The organism is Pseudomonas tructae, from assembly GCF_004214895.1.
GTDB lineage: Bacteria > Pseudomonadota > Gammaproteobacteria > Pseudomonadales > Pseudomonadaceae > Aquipseudomonas > Aquipseudomonas tructae.
In genome coordinates, this window is sequence record NZ_CP035952.1 from 1750793 (window position 1) to 1770806 (window position 20014).

The 20014-nt window shown below is 54.4% G+C and carries 18 protein-coding genes, 1 tRNA gene and 2 pseudogenes; 18 read left to right on the forward strand and 3 right to left on the reverse strand.

Translation table 11 applies throughout. From position 1 onward, the window contains the following. The first annotated feature begins 29 nt into the window (after positions 1-29). The 3 genes from purC (at position 30) to EXN22_RS08070 (ending at position 1987) form a co-directional block, all read left to right on the forward strand. Positions 30-740: a phosphoribosylaminoimidazolesuccinocarboxamide synthase gene (purC, locus tag EXN22_RS08060; protein ID WP_130263564.1), complete on the forward strand. Its 711-nt coding sequence runs from the start codon at positions 30-32 to the stop codon at positions 738-740. A 93-nt stretch (positions 741-833) separates the two neighbouring features. Then, positions 834-923: transfer RNA gene (locus tag EXN22_RS08065), tRNA-Ser, on the forward strand. A gap of 209 nt (positions 924-1132) precedes the next feature. Beyond that, complete coding sequence (locus tag EXN22_RS08070; protein WP_130263565.1) at positions 1133-1987, forward strand: hypothetical protein; 855 nt, start codon at positions 1133-1135, stop codon at positions 1985-1987. An 11-nt stretch (positions 1988-1998) separates the two neighbouring features. Here the strand turns inward: EXN22_RS08070 and EXN22_RS26325 are convergent, their stop codons facing one another. After that, a complete protein-coding gene (locus tag EXN22_RS26325) occupies positions 1999-2334 on the reverse strand; it encodes a tyrosine-type recombinase/integrase (protein ID WP_325053301.1) in 336 nt (111 codons plus the stop codon). Then, positions 2253-2681 (reverse strand): site-specific integrase, encoded by a 429-nt coding sequence (locus EXN22_RS26330; RefSeq protein ID WP_233281690.1) that lies wholly within the window; start codon positions 2679-2681, stop codon positions 2253-2255. Before EXN22_RS26330 ends, EXN22_RS26325 begins: the two co-directional genes overlap by 82 nt. Before the next feature lie 3 nt (positions 2682-2684). Between EXN22_RS26330 and EXN22_RS08080 the strand changes: the two are divergent. The 5 genes and pseudogenes from EXN22_RS08080 to EXN22_RS08105 all read left to right on the forward strand — a co-directional run bounded on the left by EXN22_RS08080 (position 2685) and on the right by EXN22_RS08105 (position 6018). Next, positions 2685-3172 (forward strand): annotated as a pseudogene (locus EXN22_RS08080) (glycoside hydrolase family 19 protein). Further along, on the forward strand, positions 3169-3684 hold the full coding sequence (locus EXN22_RS08085; RefSeq protein WP_130263566.1) for a lysis system i-spanin subunit Rz: 516 nt from the start codon (positions 3169-3171) through the stop codon (positions 3682-3684). Before EXN22_RS08080 ends, EXN22_RS08085 begins: the two are co-directional and overlap by 4 nt. Before the next feature lie 293 nt (positions 3685-3977). Continuing rightward, positions 3978-4484, forward strand: a complete 507-nt coding sequence (locus tag EXN22_RS08090) for a hypothetical protein (RefSeq protein ID WP_130263567.1) — start codon at positions 3978-3980, stop codon at positions 4482-4484. Between the two features lie 382 nt (positions 4485-4866). Next, positions 4867-5358 (forward strand): annotated as a pseudogene (locus EXN22_RS08100) (DNA adenine methylase). Between the two features lie 84 nt (positions 5359-5442). Beyond that, entirely contained in the window at positions 5443-6018 is a 576-nt protein-coding gene (locus EXN22_RS08105) for a hypothetical protein (RefSeq protein ID WP_233281691.1), read from the forward strand. An 80-nt stretch (positions 6019-6098) separates the two neighbouring features. Here EXN22_RS08105 and EXN22_RS08110 read toward each other — a convergent pair whose 3' ends face one another. After that, positions 6099-6464 (reverse strand): helix-turn-helix domain-containing protein, encoded by a 366-nt coding sequence (locus EXN22_RS08110; protein WP_233281692.1) that lies wholly within the window; start codon positions 6462-6464, stop codon positions 6099-6101. 1080 nt (positions 6465-7544) lie between these two features. On the opposite strand from EXN22_RS08110, the gene glnA reads away from it, so the two are divergent. From glnA to EXN22_RS08160, 10 genes are all read left to right on the forward strand, one after another. Then, a complete protein-coding gene (glnA, locus tag EXN22_RS08115; protein WP_407691963.1) occupies positions 7545-8933 on the forward strand; it encodes a type I glutamate--ammonia ligase in 1389 nt (462 codons plus the stop codon). Positions 8934-9063: 130 nt separating this feature from the next. Beyond that, entirely contained in the window at positions 9064-10305 is a 1242-nt protein-coding gene (locus tag EXN22_RS08120) for a phosphatidylserine decarboxylase family protein (protein ID WP_130263570.1), read from the forward strand. Positions 10306-10333: 28 nt separating this feature from the next. After that, entirely contained in the window at positions 10334-11071 is a 738-nt protein-coding gene (locus EXN22_RS08125) for a HalD/BesD family halogenase (protein WP_177414009.1), read from the forward strand. Beyond that, positions 11064-12521 carry an ATP-grasp domain-containing protein gene (locus EXN22_RS08130; protein ID WP_130263571.1) on the forward strand — a complete coding sequence of 486 codons (1458 nt, stop codon included), beginning with the start codon at positions 11064-11066 and terminating at the stop codon, positions 12519-12521. Before EXN22_RS08125 ends, EXN22_RS08130 begins: the two co-directional genes overlap by 8 nt. Continuing rightward, a complete protein-coding gene (locus EXN22_RS08135; protein ID WP_130263572.1) occupies positions 12518-13999 on the forward strand; it encodes a hypothetical protein in 1482 nt (493 codons plus the stop codon). Before EXN22_RS08130 ends, EXN22_RS08135 begins: the two co-directional genes overlap by 4 nt. Before the next feature lie 156 nt (positions 14000-14155). After that, positions 14156-15136, forward strand: a complete 981-nt coding sequence (locus tag EXN22_RS08140) for a PLP-dependent cysteine synthase family protein (RefSeq protein WP_130263573.1) — start codon at positions 14156-14158, stop codon at positions 15134-15136. A gap of 235 nt (positions 15137-15371) precedes the next feature. After that, the gene (locus tag EXN22_RS08145) at positions 15372-16526 is read left to right on the forward strand and encodes a KamA family radical SAM protein (protein WP_130263574.1); all 1155 of its coding nucleotides are present in this window, start codon (positions 15372-15374) and stop codon (positions 16524-16526) included. A gap of 27 nt (positions 16527-16553) precedes the next feature. Continuing rightward, a complete protein-coding gene (locus tag EXN22_RS08150; RefSeq protein WP_130263575.1) occupies positions 16554-17927 on the forward strand; it encodes an ATP-grasp domain-containing protein in 1374 nt (457 codons plus the stop codon). Next, complete coding sequence (locus EXN22_RS08155; protein ID WP_233281693.1) at positions 17924-18652, forward strand: 2OG-Fe dioxygenase family protein; 729 nt, start codon at positions 17924-17926, stop codon at positions 18650-18652. The genes EXN22_RS08150 and EXN22_RS08155 overlap by 4 nt, the downstream gene beginning before the upstream one ends. Then, positions 18652-19902, forward strand: a complete 1251-nt coding sequence (locus tag EXN22_RS08160) for an MFS transporter (protein ID WP_130263576.1) — start codon at positions 18652-18654, stop codon at positions 19900-19902. The genes EXN22_RS08155 and EXN22_RS08160 overlap by 1 nt, the downstream gene beginning before the upstream one ends. Positions 19903-20014 lie beyond the last annotated feature (112 nt).

Genomic DNA, 20014 nt, shown 5'->3' on the forward strand with positions numbered 1-20014 from the left:
CCCATCTCATTTAGCAAGCGGAGCCCATCATGGAAAAACGTGAAGAACTCTACCGCGGCAAAGCCAAGTCGGTTTACAAGACCGACGACGCTGACCGCTTGATCCTGCTGTTTCGCAACGACACCTCGGCGTTCGACGGCAAGCGTATCGAACAACTCGACCGCAAGGGCATGGTGAACAACAAGTTCAACGCCTTCATCATGCAAAAGCTTGAAGAAGCCGGCATCCCGACCCAGTTCGACAAACTGCTGGGTGACAACGAGTGCCTGGTCAAGAAGCTCGACATGATCCCGGTTGAATGCGTCGTGCGTAACTACGCCGCCGGCAGCCTGGTCAAGCGCCTGGGTGTTGAAGAGGGCATGAAGCTCGAACCGCACACCTTCGAGCTGTTCCTCAAGGACGACGCCAAGGGCGACCCGTTCATCAACGAATCCCATGTCGTGGCATTCGGCTGGGGTACCGCTGAGCAACTGGCCAAGATGAAAGCGCTGTCGCTCAAGGTCAACGACGTGCTCAACAAGCTGTTCGACGACGCAGGCCTGCTGCTGGTCGACTTCAAGCTGGAGTTCGGCGTATTCCACGGCGAGATCGTCCTGGGTGACGAGTTCAGCCCGGACGGCTGCCGCCTGTGGGACAAAGAGACCCGCAAGAAGATGGACAAGGACCGCTTCCGTCAGGGCCTGGGCGACGTTATCGAAGCCTACGAAGAAGTCGCCAAACGCCTGGGCGTGCCGCTGTAACCGGTAAGTTCACGCAAGCGCCTGATACCACGCGAATTTTTTTCGCAAACAGGCTTTGCCTTTGGGCAAACTGCTGGTATCATGCGCGCCACTGGAGAGATGCCGGAGTGGCCGAACGGGACGGATTCGAAATCCGTTGTACTGGCGACAGTACCTAGGGTTCAAATCCCTATCTCTCCGCCATTACAGAAGTAGCCGAAGCCCCCGAAAACGTTGAGTTTTCGGGGGCTTCGTCGTTTCAGGCTGATGCTTTAGGGCAATCCTAGGGCATAATTCTGGTTCAATGGTCCGGGGCAGGCCTGATCAGGCCGCGTCGAAGCTGCGATCCTCGGGGCAGGAGTGGCGATTGACTTAAGGAGGAGGGCTGCCTGCCGGCAGTGTTACAAACAAAAATGAAGTGGAGTGAATTGGGTTTAGGTTTTTTTCTGGGGGTTTTCAGTGCTTTTCAGATAGCGCTGTTCGCCTTTGCTTTCTACCCTCCAGCCACCGGTCTGGTAGACCAGGTGTTGATTTCGTATTTAAAAGATGTTTTAGGGCCAGTTTTTACCGGCTTCGGTGGTGCTAGCTTGGGCGCGCTAGTTGCATATAAGTTTCAAAAAATAGCTGAGTCCGACAAGGATTTTAAAGAGTCAGTTCATGCCCTGCGTTTGGTGAAATTTCAACTGATAAATAAATTGTCTGAGTTGGTTTCCATCAAGAAGCTATCGGTCCTCCCGCTTGAGGACAGAGGACATCGTTTTGTCTCCATTGGTCCATTGCCTGAGTCCCCAGCAATCAAAGAGCAGGTTGACGGCAGGATCCTTAACTTGCTTGCTGATGTTGAGGCGGCAGAAGCAATTCAAGAACTTTTGCTTGGTGATCAGTCTTATTTCGCTTGCTTTGAAAACTTTAGAGAGCGTAACAAGGCGTTATATGCTTTCCGGCAAAGGGCTTCTGAACTTGGGTTGGTAAGTGGCAAGGGGAATGATTTTAGAGATTTATTGCGAGCACTTGAGCCAGGCCGAATTATGGCGCTGTATTCGGTCACGGAAAATATGCTCTCAGTTCTTGATCAGAGTATTCAGACCTTAGATTCTGCCCTAAAAAATGTGGGAGATGCTCTCGACAAAAAATTTTCTGTCGAGGGTAACAAAAGGGTCAGTTTTGAGAAGCGAGAGCCTCATCTTTTTGAAAATTTAAAGTCGCCACGATTCTCGCCGGAAGGGCTGGAGAAATTTATTGAGGACGTCCGCTCCGAGGCCCATTAATAACACAAGACTTACAACAGTCCCATCATCTTCGATACAATATCTGCCATGCTTTTAGTATCCTTCGATATCCAGCGGCCGTAGTGCTTGCGTACCATCGTCGTGTCAGTGTGGCCGATTTGGCGGGCTACCCACTCGATGGGAACGTAGCTCGATAGCGCTTGGCTTGCGAAGGTGTGACGAGCCTGGTTCGCGCCCCTATGGCGGATGCCTGCCTTCTCCAGATAGGCAGTGAACCAGTTACTAACGGTCTTGCCGTTCCACGTCAGGCCGCTGATGGAGCTGTGGAACAGGAAGCGTACTCGTTCATGCTTCTTGGTGATGTTCTCCCTCTGGACGACGGTGATGTGTTTGGCTCGCCCAGCACGGCGTCGGCCATGATCGCAGTCATCAGTTCCAGAGCGGGCTTGATCAGCTCTACTGTACGGATCCGTGCGCGCTCCTTCGGCACCTTGAACTCTCCCGCAACCAGGGCGCGGCGGACAGTGAGGGTGCCAGCAACCAGGTCGACGTCTTCGACTGCAGTTGCAATCAGCTCAGACAGCGCCAGCCCGGCCCAGCAGTTGAATACTATCATCCGGCTGTCTGTCAGCCGGTCTGGGGCCGCTACTGCGATCAGGTCGATCTCACCGCGAGTGAATGGGTCGGCGAATTCGCTGTCGCTGTCGGACTGAATATTCTCAATACGCTCCATTGGATTCAGCTTGATAATCTCATCGCTGAATGCATTGCCCCAAACACCGCGGACATCATCACGCGCCTACGCATGGCCGCGTTCATCGCCCAGATCGGCCACGAGTCTGGCCAACTGCGTTATGTCCGTGAGCTGGGTGACGATACCTATCTGGCGAAGTACGACACCGGCAGGCTGGCCCAGCGCCTGGGCAACACGCCAGAGGCTGACGGCGACGGCCAGAAGTATCGCGGTCGTGGGCTGATTCAGGTCACCGGGCGTGCCAACTACCAGGCCTGCAGTGAAACAGCCGATTACTCAACACGCCTGAGCTGCTCGAACAGCCGGTCTATGCTGCGCTGTCGGCGGGCTGGTTCTGGCAGCGGGCGGGACTCAACTCCCTGGCCGACAAAGGCGACTTTCTCGCCATCACCAAGAAGATCAACGGCGGTACCAACGGGCTGGTGGATCGCGAAGAGTTGTATGAGCGCGCCTTGAAGGTGCTGCAGTGAAGGCCCTGGATTGGCAGCTGTTAGCTCTGGCACTGCTGCTGGGGCTCGCCCTGGGCGGCGGTGCTGCCTGGCTCTGGCAGGCAAACAGCTACGAAAAGGTGCTGGCCCAGCAGAACGCTGACCATACAACTGAGAGAGAGGCTGCAGCCGCCGCAGCGATTGGGCGAATGTACCAGGAGCAAACCCAGCGCCGGGCGCTGGAGGATCGCCTGCAGGCGAATGATCAAACCCACTATCAGGAACTGCTCGATGCCCAACAGACTCAGACCCGTTTGCGTGACCGCCTTGCTACTGCTGATCTGCGGTTGTCAGTCCTACTCGATGCCACCGCCCAGAGTGGTAACTGTGGGATGCCAGCCACCGCCAGCGGTGTCGGCATGGTTCATGGAACAGTTCGAGCCAACCTTGACCGGGCACATGCTCAACGAATTATCAGCATCACCGACCGAGGCGACAAAGGATTGATCGCTCTGAAGGCCTGTCAGACCTACGTTCTCGAACTAACTAAATAAAAAGCGGGATAGGGGGGCGTCAATATTCGAATAAGCCCCCAGGAGCATGCAAGCGGTCAGTTATTAATAATGTGGAGTGATGAGCTGAAACTGATCAATGTTAGTGCTGAGTTGTTGGGTGTAACTGTAAGAGTCATGATGATGTTTATTCTTGGGTGGCATAAATATCATAGCCTTTAAGAATTTAACTTGGAAATGGTTTGAAGTAATCCGTTTGTCGGGAATTTTCTTGGGGTGCTAACGGTTGGCTAGCCTTTTATTTGCCAGCAACATGACGATAGGAGTGTCGTATAGTGAACACAATCCAAGAGGCAGCCTTGGCATTTGGATGTAAATTAGATGTCAAGACATTGGTGCGTTATGAACAAAGTGGCTCTGTATATGAAGGGGCAATTATAGTCGGTTTCGAAAAGATCACGGTTGACAAGTATCGGGATGGGGTTGACTACGCGATTATGCGTTACAAGTCAAAAAAACTCACAATACCTGATGGTTACTATAAGGCTCGTGCAACAGCTCTGTCTGCTATAAGTGCAACAGGTTTTCATCAGATGAAGATGGAGTTGATTGATGTAAGTGGGAGAGTTGTTCATTCGCAAGACGAGAAAGTTAATGTTTTTAGTTTGACCGCCCTCAAGGGGGATGTCGAGCGTCAAGTGTTGTTTTCCTTCCATCCTGTTATGCCTGAAGTGGGTGGTGTAGGTGCTGTCACTATGGATGATATTGAAATCAATGCTATTGTCTGTTGTTCAAGTAATGGCATGTGTGGAGAGTGCATAGGGCCCAAATGCCCTAAGTAAGGTAATGGGCTAAATCGGGCGATATTGATATCACATCAAATGTCGCCCATCCCATTGCCCAAGGGATGGATACTTCATTTCATTATTTCAACAAATACAGGGAGCCGTATTCACCCAACCCGACCGAACACATGCTCAACGAATTGTAGCTGTCATCGACAAAGGCGACCGGGGAGGGGGCTGATCGCACTGCAGGCTTGCCAAGCATACGTCCGCGACGTCACCCACTATGAAGAGGCAAGCCGGTTGGATGCGTCAACATCCAGCCCGGCCCGCAAAACCCGCAGGCCCTTCCTGCAAGTCCAGCCATAGTCCCTGCCTTGTGCACAAAGCCCGGCGAGCCTAATGCCTATCTATCCATACAGTAAAGGCTTGCATGCCTATGACGACTCCAATCATTCCCTGGGTGGGCGGTAAACGCCGCCTGGCCGACCGCCTTATCCCACTCTTTACCCCTCATGAATGTTACGCCGAGGTCTTCGCCGGTGGTGCTGCGCTGTTCTTTTCCGCCGCGTGGCAACGGCTGGCCGGTACCTATGTGGAGAACCTCCCCTGGCTGGAATGCGCCGAGCGCTACGATCGAGCGCACACTTTCCACTACATGGACCCGCCGTACTGGCAGACCGCCGGGTACGGCGTTGACTTCCCCTTCGACAACTACGAGCGGATCGCCGAGTTCATGCGCCGCTGCAAGGGCAAGGTGATGGTCAGCATCAACGACCACCCGGAGATCCGGCGTGTATTCGAGGGCTTTCACTTCGAAACGCTGGATATACGGTACACCACGGCCAATTAGCGGCAAGGCAAGGCCGAGGTAACGGGCGAGTTGGTGATTATGAATTGGGTGCCTGCGGAGCTTGGCGGGTTGATCTAGGGTTCCGTCTTTGCTATAGGATACCGCTTCTCAGGCATGGGAGCCTGAAGTTTATGGATAAGTACGAAACAGGAAGTAGGGAATATGAAAAGAGCAAAAGATTCAATGATTGCTGGATTGTGTCTCGCGGCGGCCATCTCTGGGTTGTCAGGGTGTAATGATCCTGGGTATAAAGTTACTGGTGATAATCAAAAGCAACTCGATCAGTACTCGACACATCGAGAGGGTGCAATAGCGTACTTGCTGAAGACTACCGTTTATGTCGGTGAGATTCGGGCGATGAAGTCGCTTCCCGCCGGTCCGGCCTTACCTGCCCAGCATAAGAAAATGCTTGCCCTACGCACTGAAGGTGATGCATTAGGCGATATATTTTCCCCGCTATCGTACTGTCGTAGGGCGGGCTACAAGGCCCAAGAGTACTGGTCTGTGGTTGCGGGGAACATCCAAACAGAGACTCCAGAGAATGCTTTGGCGGCTTATGTCGAGGAAGCTCGGAATTGCCAGGGTCAAATTGATAGTGGTCCGAAACCTATAACGTATATTGAAACTGCTATTGATAAAAAGCCACCAGTTGAAGGTTGTTTGAAAATTATTTCGTTGGGCTCTGAAGAAAAGGTGCAGGGTTGGAGTTGCTCGACTGAACTACTTTCGAAGAAGTAGCCTTTCTCTAAACAAACACTAAATGACGCCTTGGTACTCCCAGGGCGCATGTCGCTATTGCGGCGTATTTTGGCAGCGCATTACTCGATCAAGTGAAAGTCATCCCTGGTCCTGGGGCACGGTGTAGCGCCTCTTAAATTGTCTCCCTTCATTGGTGGGTGGCCTGGAAGGAAGAACAATCCTTCTGCCTCCAGGGCGTAGGCGAGGGCCTGCATCGTCACGCGGCGCAGCTCGGCCCCATACTCCAGGCGCCTTACAGCACCAGGTGTTACACCCGAGCGGAATGCCAAAGCTTCGATGCTCCAGCCAAGCATCGTGCGCGCTTCGGCGCAGTGGGCGCCACGAAAGCCAAGTGGCAGGTGCTCCATAAGCCATTCCATGGTTTCTAGCTGTTCTTCATCCAGGGCCAATCGAACGGGCTGCACGTCGTCTTCTTCTGTAGGCATTGGTGTCATCTTTATACTGTATATTTATACAGTGTAAGGCTTGGCGATGGTCCACGCAAAAAATGGTAGGTGCTGCTACATCGAGACCCGCGCAGGGCGTTGGGAGGGGAGCGTATTTTTAGGGCAGATTTAGGGCAAAACTAGGGCCGCTATAGGTGTTGCAGCCCGATAGCAAGCGTCAAAGGTCCAATAAATGCGGGGCTCATGCGGCCTGCGCTCCGTTGCGGGCGGGTTCAAATCCCTATCTCTCCGCCATACAAATGAAAGCCCCTGAAACCAATGGTTTCAGGGGCTTTTTGTTTGTGGGTTGCACGTAGTTTGCTAAACCTCTGATAGCTGTAAAAGCCGAAATTTTTGGGCGCTTCGTGATCCTTGTCTGTGACCCATGAGTGAGGGCACCTTAGGCGAAGGTGTAGGCGATAGCGGCCTTGTACAGCGCTCTGCCTCCTTGCCTGAGCGCTCCTGTGCCTCGTTCTGGTGCTTATGCTCGAAAGGGCGGAATGAGGAGGGTGATGACGGGCTATGGACTTCTTGAATAGACAATGCCGGCGAACCTTCAAGGAATTGAAGTGTGCGCTGCAAGGTGTTGCTTGTTTTTCTTTATGAAAGAGTAGGTTAACCAATTACGATGAAGTGGGTTGCACTTTTTTGTGTTGGTAGTAGTACCGGTGGTAGTGTGTTTTATATATAGATTTTAATGATGAATGATAATAAGCATGCGTAATGCTTGTGCAGTATTGCCAACGCCGGGTTAAAAAGCGCTGAGGGTACTGTTTTACTGGGCTTGAGCCACTTTTTGTATGGCTGAATTCGCTAGGGTTGGTAAAGAGCGTTGGCGGCGAAAAAGCACATATGCACAATTCTGGTGCAATTAATTCATTGAATGTCGTGGTTTGAGCCAGTTTGGTGCGTGTTTATTAGATTGTTTAGCGATTAGCTCATAGTTGATTGGATCCAAAGGCTGTGGCATGGTGATTGCTGTGGCAACATCGCGATGCCGTAAAGGTTGATTGTTTAATTTGCCCGGCAAGTCGCCTAATGGATTAGGAGCTAGTGATGGCTAAGACAGTTGCTGATGTAATGGAGTGGGTGAGGGATAAGGGAATCCAGTTCGTGGATTTACGTTTCACCGATACGCGTGGCAAGGAGCAGCACGTAACGGTACCTGTCTCGCATTTCAATGAGGACAAGTTTGTCGATGGACATGCCTTCGACGGATCGTCCATCGCCGGATGGAAGGGCATCGAAGCTTCAGACATGCTGCTGCTGCCCGATCCCAACACTGCCAACATCGACCCTTTTTTCGAACACCCCACGCTGATTTTAAGCTGTGACGTCATCGACCCTCTGCACGGACGAGCCTACGAGCGAGATCCTCGTTCGCTGGCAAAGCGAGCGCAAGACTATCTAAAGTCCACGGGACTGGGGGATACGGCATTTTTTGGGCCTGAGCCTGAATTCTTTGTGTTCGACAGTATCCGCTGGGACGTGAGCATGAAGGGCGCCTTCTACGAGATCGAGGCGCAGGCAGCGGCATGGAATACCGGTAAGGCCTTTGAGCATGGCAACAAGGGTTACCGCCCTACGGTGAAGGGGGGGTACTTCCCCGTGCCACCGATTGATTCCGGGCATGACATGCGCTCTCGGATGTCGCTGGTGCTAGAACAGTTGGGGATCCCGGTCGAAGTGCACCACCACGAGGTCGCGAGTTGCCAGATGGAAATTGGCACGAAGTTTTCGACCCTGGTCGAGCGCGCGGATTGGTGGCAATTGCAGAAGTACGTGATCCAGAATGTCGCGGCGGAGTATGGAAAGACCGCGACGTTCATGCCCAAGCCGCTAGTGGGTGATAATGGCTCAGGGATGCATATCCATCAATCGGTCTGGAAAGACGGGCGCAACCTGTTTGCCGGCGAAGGCTATGCGGGGCTTTCGGAGTTTGCACTGTTCTACATCGGCGGCATCATCACGCATGCCCGTGCGCTTAACGCTATCACCAATCCCACGACCAATAGTTACAAGCGCTTGGTGCCAGGCTACGAGGCGCCCGTGAAGCTCGCCTACAGCTCGAAGAACCGCTCGGCGTCGATTCGCATCCCGCATGTGGCGAGCCCGAAGGCGCGTCGGATCGAAGCCCGCTTCCCCGATCCGATGGCCAATCCTTACCTGGCATTTTCGGCAATGCTCATGGCTGGGCTCGATGGCGTGCAGAGAAAGATCCATCCAGGCGAGGCGGCCACCAAGGACCTCTATCACCTTCCGCCCGAAGAGGACGCGGAAATCCCGACAGTGTGCAGCAGCCTTGAACAGGCGCTCGAATGCCTGGACAGGGACCGGGCTTTCCTTACAAGGGGCGGCGTGTTTACCGACGAATACATCGATGCTTACATCGAACTGAAAATGCAAGAGGTCGCGCGCTATCGGATGAGCACGCACCCCGTCGAGTTCGATATGTACTACTCGCTGTAAATAAGCGTATTGGTTGCACCGTCAGGCTGCGAGTGCGCAGGTTGTTCATGCGCGCCCGTCGGGTCTGTCGGTGGCGGGGTTGCAGTGGATGTAAATATATAAATAACACTAACTTTCAGAGCAGGATGCGATGACTGATACTGTTGCAGTTATACCCGGTTACTTGCCGCATGTTCGACGTCAAGTGGATGACTTTCTCGATGATATAAAAGATGAGGTTGCGCTCGCAGGCGCGGACCGCTTGCACTTGTCTGGCCCTGTCAGGGCTTTGGAAGACCTGTTGAAACGCGATCCCATCGTGCGGATGTATGTGCAGGAGATGATTCAACAAGTACCTGCGGAGCGCCAGGTTGTTTCGACCCTCCCAGGCTTGCTGAACGCCTTGCAACTCATTTCGACCCGCGCCCCCCATTACAATCCTGACCCGCAGCGGACAAATTTTTTCCCTGTCTCAACATTGTTTGTCTACATGATGATGACGACGGCGGGACAAGCGGTGTTTCGGATTGAGTCATTTAATAGCTGCATCAGGGACATACTCAAGAGTTGGTGTTTGTACCTGGACTCCCCGCAATCCAGAAACGTTCTGCACACCGCTGAGGATGGTTGGCTTTCACCGTCTTCGTGTGAGCGCAACAACTTGCAGGAATATGAAATTCCGGACGAGCATGCGCCACACTGGGGGTTTGAGTCGTTCAATGCCTTCTTTCACCGCCAAATAAAACCCGCTTGTCGCCCAATTGCAGAGCCTGACAATAACCAGGTGATCGTCTCGCCAAACGACGGCACGCTGTACAAGGTGGTCATGGATGCCAAGCCTGCCGATCGCTTCTGGATCAAGAGCCAGCCCTATTCTTTAAAGGATATGCTGGGTGGAGACTTGGCTTATCGTCTGTTCGAGGGCGGTACGGTCTATCAGAGCTTCCTCGATGGGCGCAACTATCATCGCTTCAAATCCCCCATTTCAGGCGTTGTGCGCAAGGTTGAAACCATCGAGGGGCTGATGTTCAGCAATGCCGAGTCCATGGGCGAGGACCTGACCGCTGGTACGTATTCCCAGGCATACATGGCGTGTGTCAATACTCGCAGTCTGGTATTCATCGAAAGTCCCGATCCGCGTATTGGCGTGGTCTGCTTGATCGCCGTGGGTATTTCAGAAATATCGTCGATCACCGTCAATGCCTATCCCGGCCAGTTGATTGGCAAGGGGGATGAACTGGGATACTTCAGCTATGGCGGCAGTAGTATCTGCTTGCTCTTCCAACCGGGCGTCATTCATGAGTTTACTATTGATACTGGCAATACAGGTATCGAGGTGGGATCAAGAGGGCTGGTTTTGAAAGCGGGTCAAAGGATTGCGTTGGTCAAATAGACCTCATCAAACAAGGACGGATCTGAACGTGGAAACCACGAATCATCAAGTTTCCGGCGTGATTGCCTGGGAGCAGCTGTTGTCTGGTCGGAACATGGATGTGTTACAGCATACATTGGCCACTGAAGGTGTGGTGTGCCTGGATGGTTTCCTGCCCGAAGACGTTAGGCAACGTCTTGCGTTGGAAGCCGACGGGTTGTTGGACACCTATGGGCGGCGAGTGAATGTTCTGGTCGAGTCGACAGGGAATACCCCGAGAAAGTATGTAAGTGTCGGGCGAAATGATGTGTTTGAGCATGCGCCGCTTATTGCTGGGTTCTATTCGGATGACAACCTGTTGCGATTTCTTGAATTGTTGGCGAACAACAGTGTCATTGCCTGTCCCTATGAGCCTGAGCAAATCGTGGTTAATAGAATGAACGAGGTGGGCGATACTCATGGTTGGCACTGGGATGACTATACCTACTCGCTGGTGCTTGTGCTTGAGGCACCCCAAGCACATAACGGCGCACAGGTGGAGTATGTGGACGGCACCCACTGGGATAAAAAGTCTGCCAAGGTTGAGCATTATTTGAATACGCTGACGGTTAATCGTCTGCAGTTGGCGCCTGGCTTTGCCTATGTTTTGCTAGGGAAAAGAGTCATGCACCGGGTCTCGCCGCTGATGTCCAGTGACCTGAGGAAAATTATTTGTTTTTCCTATGCGGTTGAGGAAGAGCGCTTCTTGGAAGTGGATCACGGAAGTATGGAGAATATTTATGCCTGAGAAAAATAACGGTGTGCCGGCGTCGCACCTGACAAAAAAGCGGCTGCTGTTGATTGGTACTTCGCAAGTACGCCCCTTCATTCTTGACGAGTCTGTAAAAACCGCAGAAGCCTTGGGCCTCGAGCTGATATTGCTCGATAACGTCGAAGCGCGATTCATTTCAAAAAATGTGATTGCCGACAGCCACTTCATCGGTGCGCCCATCGACAACCATCAGCCCGAAACGACGCGTGCGATCGTCGAAAGTGTCAGGCAAGCGACGCAGGGCAAGGTCGACGCAGTCATCACCTTCCTGAATCCATACGCCGAGCTTGCTGGCATGATGGTCGACGCTTTTCGTGCGTGCGGAAACAGCGGGGCCTCGGTCGCGGCCGCCCATACCAAATCGACAGCGCGCGAAATACTCTCGAAATTTCCGGATATTGCCACGCCCTATAGGGTGGTCAAGTCGATGGACGAGGCGGTCGCTGCCTACCATGAGATGGGGGGCGGTAAATTTGTAATGAAACCGATCCATGGAGGCGGATCGGCGCTGGTTGTCATCAATATCGATAGCGTGCAGAGAGTCGCCGAGGTTTATCAGGAAATCGATCTCGGTTTGCGTGAGTTCGCTTCACGTCCGGACGCCGGTGTGTTTCTGCTCGACCAGCACCCGGGCATCATGATGGAGCGACAGCTCGAAGGACATGAGGTCGACGTTGAGCTGGTATTGGAAAACGGATCGGTCAAGTTCTGGCATGTTTCCGACAACCCCCCGACGGATATCCCGTATCCGGTGGAGAAGGGGGCATCCTATCCGTCGCAATTATCACCCGCCTGGCAAGAGGCGCTGGTCGAGGCGGCTGGCAAGGCCGTGCAGGCGCTAGGGCTCACGACCGCAAACATGCACGTGGAGATGATGGCTACCGCAGATGGGCCGCGGGTGCTCGAGGTCAATGCGAGAATGGGCGGGGCATTCATCTGGCGCCTGATCAAGGCTGTCACGGGGGTCAACCTTGTAGAGCAGGGTATTCGCTCTGTCCTGGGGCTCGATGTTGTTGGTTACACGCAACCACAGCGAGTGGGTGATGTGCGCTACCTGGTTCCGGGTGCCACAGGTAGGATCGAGCGATTGGACGGGCTGGATGAGGCGCGCGAGGCACCTGGGGTTGATAGTGTCGTCAGGTTCAAGAAAGCCGGCGAGGATGTGCAACTGCTGCCCGATGACTTTTTCGGCTGGGTGGCAGCTGTTGGGGACACCCATGAGCAGGCTCAGGACGCTGTACTCGCTGCCATAGACACGATTCGTATCGGTATTCGTCAGGCAGATGGCACGTTGCTGGAGCAGACCGGCGCGTACGCTCAGGAAAAGGTGGAGGTGCTCAACCTGCTCGCCCCTGAAGTGCGTGACGCGCCGCCATCAACCAAGGTCATGCCTCGAGTGCAGGCTTGCGAGGAGTTTGCTCAGTGAACCACGTGAGCAACGAGGAGCCCGCCGACCCGGCGGGCTTGTTGGCCTTGAGTAGGGGGGCCGGCGGCGACTTGCTTGACCGAGCTGCAAGTCGTGGGCCTGAGCTTGATCGACTGGACAGGCGTGAACGGATACTGCGTGGGTATCTCTTCGGGCAGTTGGCGGTCATCGCGAATTTTGCGATCTACTATTCGCTGTTTTCCCCTGTGGCCGCTGCGCTGGCGGGGGTTGGCGGCATGGGACAGGGCCGCTCCGTCTACTCGGCGGCTGTGGCGCTGTTTCAGCCGATAGCCGGTGTATTGGCTGAGCGTATCGCGGTGAGAACCATACTGGTTGGCGGGTTTGCCTTGCGTGCCTTGATATGGGCCGTGATTTTGCCTTTTGGCTATCTCGTACTGCCGTCGGCGGCGCCGCTGTTGTTGCTGTTCCTGGCGCTGATGCTCATCGATGGCGTGGTGGTCTCTATCGTCTCGTTGGTGGATATTGATGAAGGCGGTCTGGATCTTCTGGGGCAGCAATATGATTTCCCGGTCGATGACGATCTGCGCAATCGCTATAACTCGATATACGAAGGGTTTGCTTCGGTGGGGCGAGTCATCATGGCGCCCTTGATGGCGACTTTGGGGCTGGTCATGGCCAGTGTCCTGAATTCTGCTGCCGATGCGCTGGTAATCGTCATGGCTCTGGGGTTCTTGTTGCCTGCCCTGGTCGGTGCCTTTTTCTATCTGCGCTACATACCGTCGGACCCTGTGTTGCCGCCAAGAGTGGTTGGAGCTTCGGCGCTTTCTGAAATCGCTGACATCTACGCGGGGCTGAGGTCGGGTTTGCAGCTTACGTGGCAAGTAAAGCGCATTCGATGGCGGATTCTGCTGAATTCAGCTGAGCGCGCCATCGAAGACTCGATGCTGCTCATCGTGCTGGCCACCTTTGCGTTGAAGGTCCTGGCGCCAGGGGATCTGGCGAAGGGCGCCTTCTATACGGCCTTGCTGATCGCCGTCGGAAAAGTGGGATCCATCATTTCGGCCTGGGCAATGCATAAATACTGGCGGGCATCTTCCGGAGCCGTGTCGCAGTGGCAGAGGTACAAGTTTTTCTTTCCCTTGGCATTCGCCGGCACACTGGCAACGGCATTGATGCCTGTCGCTGTACATGTTGCCCAGTCAGGCGCGTTGGCAATGGCTGCTGTGCTGGCGTCTTTATCGGCAATCCTCTTCAACTTGCTCTTTACTGCCTCTGCGCTGGGGTTCAGGAATCTGATGCAAGGTATTGTCAGCGAGGTCGGCGCCTCGGGGCGGATTCTTGGTATTCAGGGCATGTTCATAATGGGGACCAGTGCACTGGCCATCCTCGGCTTGTCAGCCATTTTTGCAACAATGACGCTATTGGCTGCCTTTATCACCACGTCAGCTATTTATATCGGCTATGGCATCGTGCAGTTGCTTCTAGGCCGCAGGTTGATTTTTTCCGGTGGCCATTGAAGGGCTGTCTGCCAAGACGAGAACTTGGGTACATAGACGGTGAGGCGGCCATTCCCGTGATGGAGGTGTTGTGCTTGCAGTGGGATGGGGCTGCAGGCAATGAGTTGTCGTTTCAAGTCATCCGCTCTCAGGACACACAGGCAAAAGGAAAGGCATATGTGGAAGCAGAATATTCTCGAGACCATTGGCAATACGCCCATGGTGAAACTCAACAAGATCGTCAGCCACATTCCTGCCACGGTGCTGGCAAAAGTGGAGACGTTCAACCCTGGGAACTCGATCAAGGATCGAATGGCCTTGCGGATGATCGAGGACGCGGAAAAAGCGGGTTTGTTGAAACCAGGGGGCACTATTATCGAGGGGACGAGCGGGAATACTGGCATGGGCCTGGCGATTGCCTCGGTGATCAAGGGATACCGGTGTATTTTCACCACCACCGACAAGCAGTCGCGAGAAAAGGTTGATGCCTTGAGGGCGCTGGGTGCCGAAGTTATCGTTTGCCCGACGGATGTCGAGCCAGATGACCCACGCTCCTACTATTCGGTCTCTTCACGACTTGAGCAGGAAATTCCGAACTCTTGGAAACCGAACCAGTACGACAACCCCAGTAACGCGCTTGCCCATTATGAAACAACGGGGCCAGAAATTTTCCAGCAAACCAACGGTCGAGTCACGCACTTGGTGGTTGGCGTTGGCACGGGTGGAACGATCAGTGGCACCGGGCGTTACCTGAAAGAAAAAAACCCACACTTGAAAGTGTGGGGTATCGACACCTATGGTTCGGTATTCAAGAAGTACAAGGACACCGGAGTTTTTGACAAAGAGGAGATCTTCCCTTATGTGACCGAAGGCATAGGCGAGGATTTTCTACCCGAGAATGTCGACTTTTCGATCATTGATCATTTCGAAAAGGTGACGGACAAGGATGCGGCACTGATGACGCGCGAAATCTCGCGGCAAGAAGGTATTTTTGTCGGCAACTCGGCGGGGGCCGCGCTGGCGGGGTTGGTGCAGATGGCCGACCAACTTACTGAAGAAGATGTCGTGGTTGTGATATTTCACGATCACGGAACGCGCTACCTTGGGAAAATGTTCAACGATGAGTGGATGTTAAAAAAAGAATATATTGCCGTTTAGTCAGTGCCGGGCCGGTTAGACCAGCCTGTCGGTTCGTGGTGACGACCCTGATACGTTGAAAACACTATCGCGCTCGGTATAGGGAATACCGCCATGCGATCGTCGGGGTCCATCCATAGCGTTAGCTAAAACACCTAAAGTCATGCGCGGCAGGGGGGCGTTCGTAAGCGCTGCCCACGCAAGCCTGCCTGCCGGGAACATGACGCTCATGGTTATTTCACTGGAGGCTTCAGGGATGTCCGTCTTCGAAAACACTATTTACCCCGTTGGCAATTGGAGTGATTGGCGCTGGCAACAGAAGAATGCGATACGTGATGAATTGACACTTCGAGAGCGCTGTGGCGGTTGGCAGGCAGAGGTGACGACGCGCATCGAGCACAATCTGCAAAGTCGCAAGATGCAAGTAACGCCTTACTATATTGAATTGATTAAAAAGTCGCTGGATGATACCCCCATCACCGAGCATCCTTTGTGGCGGCAGGTCGTTCCTTATTGGGACGACAATGCAGTTGGCGGATACGATGGTGCGTCGGAGAACTGGGAGTTGCATCATGAGATGAAAACGCCCATTTGCCAGCATAAATATGATAATCGCGTCATCCTGCGGATGACCAATACCTGCAATGCCTATTGCCAGTTTTGTTTCGAAGCCCTGCGTACCTTGCAAGTGAGTTCGGACAAGGCCAACGCCAACACTCACTCATTCCTGGACTCCCTGGAGTACATCCGTAATAACCCGGCGATCGAGGAGGTCATTCTCAGTGGCGGCGACCCGCTGATGCTCGCGGATCGCAAACTTGAGGAAAATCTGGCGGCGTTACGCGCGATCAGGGATGACTTGCTGATTCGTGTGCATTCAAGGGCATTGAGTTTCAATCCATTTCGGGTCACTGATGAGTTGGTGGCCATGCTGGCCAAGTATAAGGTCAACGCCTTTGGTGTGCATGTCTGTCATCCGCTGGAACTCAGCGCGGACTTCAAGGAGGCGGTTGCGAAAATTCGCAGTGCCGTGCCTATTGTGTTTTCCAATATGCCATTGTTGCGTGGCGTCAATGATAATGAAGACACACTGCGTACCTTGTTCATCGAGTTGTACCGCATGGGGGTAAAGCCCTACTATCTTTATCATTTCATGCCGTTTTCGCCGGGCGCCTCCGAGTACAAGGCATCCATTAAAGAGGCGATTGCCATCATGGACCGGCTCAAGCGCCGTGTCTCCAATATTGCGTTGCCTGAGTATGTACTTCCGCACGCGCAGGGGAAGTTTACCGTGCCGCTGGTTGATGTTGAGCGCCCTGAGGATCTTCCTCGTTTTGAGGTTTCCGACGGCCAGCGCTATTACACGTTCAAGAACTGGCAGGGGCAATGGTGCCGCTGGCATGACGTGTAACTTTCATCTACCAGGCGGTGACTAACCATGAAGCAAGATGCCATTCTTTTCATTGATATCGATGACGGGCCTTCTATTCGCTATCAGTATCGTGACCCTCATTTCGCCGCGGCGCGTGCGCTGGGCCTTACGTGTTTAACTGCCGGTGTGTCGGGGCGTGATCATCTTCAGCGCCTTGAGTATCAAGGCGGTGAGTATTTTTTGCTGGCGGATTTAAGCGAAGCGGCCATCGTCAACTTGGTAGGCTCGCTGGGCGATCGATACACGGTTCGCGCGATTTTTTGTTACGCCGGGCATGCTTCCGCACGAGGCGACGTGGGCTGTATTGTTGCTCGCGCCTCGCAGACCTTGGGTTTGGTCTATTCCAACCCCGACGCTATAGCGGCATGCAATAACAAGTTCCTGATGCGCCAGGTGCTACAGAACAAGCAATTGCGCTCCGTCCCTTTTGCGCTGTGCAACAACGAGCAAATGCTGGCGGCCGGTGCCGCCCGCGTGGGTTACCCGCTGATTGCCAAACCGGCTTTCGGCGGCGCCTCGGCGTTTATCAAGAAATGTGCTGATTGGGCCGAGTTGCGTGCCCACTATCAGCAGTATCTCGCGCAACACGATACCTCTGGCTGTGCTGACTTCTACGGTTATGCCCATATGCTCCATGACGAGGAGGGCGCCGCGCTGGAGTACATTCCCGGCCGGAGCATCTTGCTGGAAGGCTATATCGAGGGGGTCGAGGGCACGGTGGAGTGCGTGATCGTCGGCGACCGGGTCCACCCCGTGTTGATCAACGAAAAGTTGTTGTTGACGGCGCGCAGCGGGACGATCCTGGAAAATCTGCTCATCACGCCACCGACCTCTTTCAGCGAACAACAGTGCGCGCATATTCGCCAGTACGCCAAGGATTGTCTGCAGGCCATAGGCATGACCAACGCCATCGTCCACCTGGAGTTTCGTCTGACCGAAGCCGGACCTGTGGTCATCGAAATCAACTCGCGCCTAGGAGGCCTGTACGTCAACGCCGCTCTTCGTGATCTGGCGGGGGTGGACCCCTATCAGTTGTATGTGTCGTTGCTGCTGGGCGACTCACGCGTCGCTGAGGGGCTGCAGGCGCGAGCACAGCGCGCGGCTGATTCGACGCAACATTATGCAATGTTGGCTCTCTACCCCGAGCACAGTGGTTACTTCCGAGGGGTCCAAGGGGAGGATTATCTCAAGGGCAATGAGTCGATAGTGGAATATGCGCAGCAGGCACCGGGTAGTTACCTGGATGCTGAAGTCGAAGAGCATTACTTGCTCAAGTGCTGGGCCCACGTCGAGGATGCGGCGGCTGCTTCGGTATTGCATGATGCGCTTGTGCGGCAGGTGCGGCCGGTCATCGAACAATCTGTCGGGAGGATCGCATGATGGATCTCTCACCGATATCGAGTAGCCTGCAGCAGCATCACTATTGCCATGTGCCGGATTTTCGGGAGTTGATCGATATCCCGCCGGCGGCCGCGGAGAGTTTTCGTGCGCACTGGGAGGATCTGGTGCGCGATGAGGCCTTCAAGGACTACACCTACCGCGAACGGCGTATCTTGCGCTATCGTCTGCTGCCTTCGCGGCAACTGGAAATGAACACAAACCCCGCGTTCGAATCACCTGTCACCTATGCGGTCAACTACCGCAAAGGGGTGAACATGCTGAGTTATGCGCAGGCGTCTTTTATCGCTCATCCGGTCTTGCAGCAGCTCGTCGCGGCAGACATCGCCATACTCGAGCCCTACTTGGGCGATCATGCTTACTCGATCGATATTCACCAGTTTCGCGTGATTGCGCAGGGGCAATCCAGTAGCCCGACCACGTCAGGTATCCATCAAGATGGGCTGGATTGGGTATTCATGCATTTTGTCGACGCGTGCAATACGACGCCGGTCGTGTCCAATATCTACTTGAATGAAAAAGCTGAAAGCCGGGTGTTGAGTGTGCCCATGACCCGCTTCCTGGAAACCCTGGTGGTCGAAGATCGCATTGCCTATCACCAGGCCGGGGACGTTCAGCAACTGTCCGCCGAGGCGCCTGCCTGGCGCGATATTCTTGTGCTTGGCGTGCGTCGCGAGCACAGCGATGCCGAGCGGGGTGCCTGCTGATGTCAGACATTGCGCTAGTGCTTTCCAGACGCAATGCGCGCCTGGTGATTTTCGCCAGGGGCGCCTCGGATTTCGGTGCGTTTCTCAATATGGTCGCACTGGCCACCTATGTCTATTGGCTCAGCCAGAGCGTGGTTTTCGTCAGCGTATTTCTCGCATGTCGAGTCACCGGTGGCGTCGTTGCCAGCGTGTTCGGGGTGATGTTCTTCCGACGTTTTACCGGTCGAGGTCCGCTGGCAGGCCTGGATTTCTTCAGGGCGTTATTGTTGTTGCCATTGCTGTTCTTGTTGCCAGCTCATCAACTGACGATCCTGCCCTTTGTCGCGTTTGGCATTGGTGTGGCGAACTCGCTGTTTGCAATTGGCATCAATAGCCAGTTGCCCACATGGATTGCGCCTAGCCAGAGGGTGGCCACCAATGCATGGTTGACGTCGGCTGCGGCTACAGGCGCCATCTTTGGCAGTCTGGTCTCGGGGTTGCTGATTGCGGCGGGAGGATTCGCCGCGGTGCTGGCTGCCAACATCGCGACTTATGTCATCGCCGCCTGCTTGATCTTGCCATTGCGTGCCCTGTTCAGCGCAACCGCCGCGCCACGCCGGGCACTGAGTGCCGAGTGGCGCGAGTTGAGCAAGGGCTTGCGCGGCGTGCCTGTGTTGGCCGCCATGCTCCTCGTCACGATGCTCGATACCCTGGGTAGCGCCGCGCATAACGTCGGTTTTCCGGTGTTGTCCGAGTACATCTCGCCTGACGTTGCCAAGACGGTCATGGGCTACCTGTTGGCCGTTTGGGCGTGTGGCAAGTTCGTGGGCGCGCGCGTGGCCAGTCGGATGCTGAGAAATCGTGGCAACCCAGGTATGGAACGCCTGTTCCTGGCTGGGGTGGCGTTGATGTCCAGTGGATTTATCTTGACGTTTCAGCAAGCCGAACTGTGGATCGCGCTACTGGCCGTCATATGGGCCGGGGTCGGTGACGGGTTGGCGGAAGTGGCATTGTTATCACGCGCGCAGCGTGAGCCCGACACGTTGCGCTTGCCATTGTTCAGCCTGTTGACCCTGATTCAAATGGCGGGCTTCGGTGTGGGCATGCTGCTGGTCGGACCGTTTTATGTGATCTGGCCCCCGGCCAAGGTGATCATCCTGTTCCACGGCTTGCCGCTAACTGCGGTCATTGTCACGGCGGTATGGTTGTATTTCAGGCATCGAGCGGCCTTATCGAAAACCATCAGTCCGCAATACGCTGAGCAAGAGTGAGCAAGCCCCCTGAGTGTAAGCCCAGGGGGCTTTTTAGTTTTTGCCTATCAGACAATCCTTATCTATTTTCCAGGCTGGTCGATACTCAAGGTAATTCACCCTTACCCAAGGA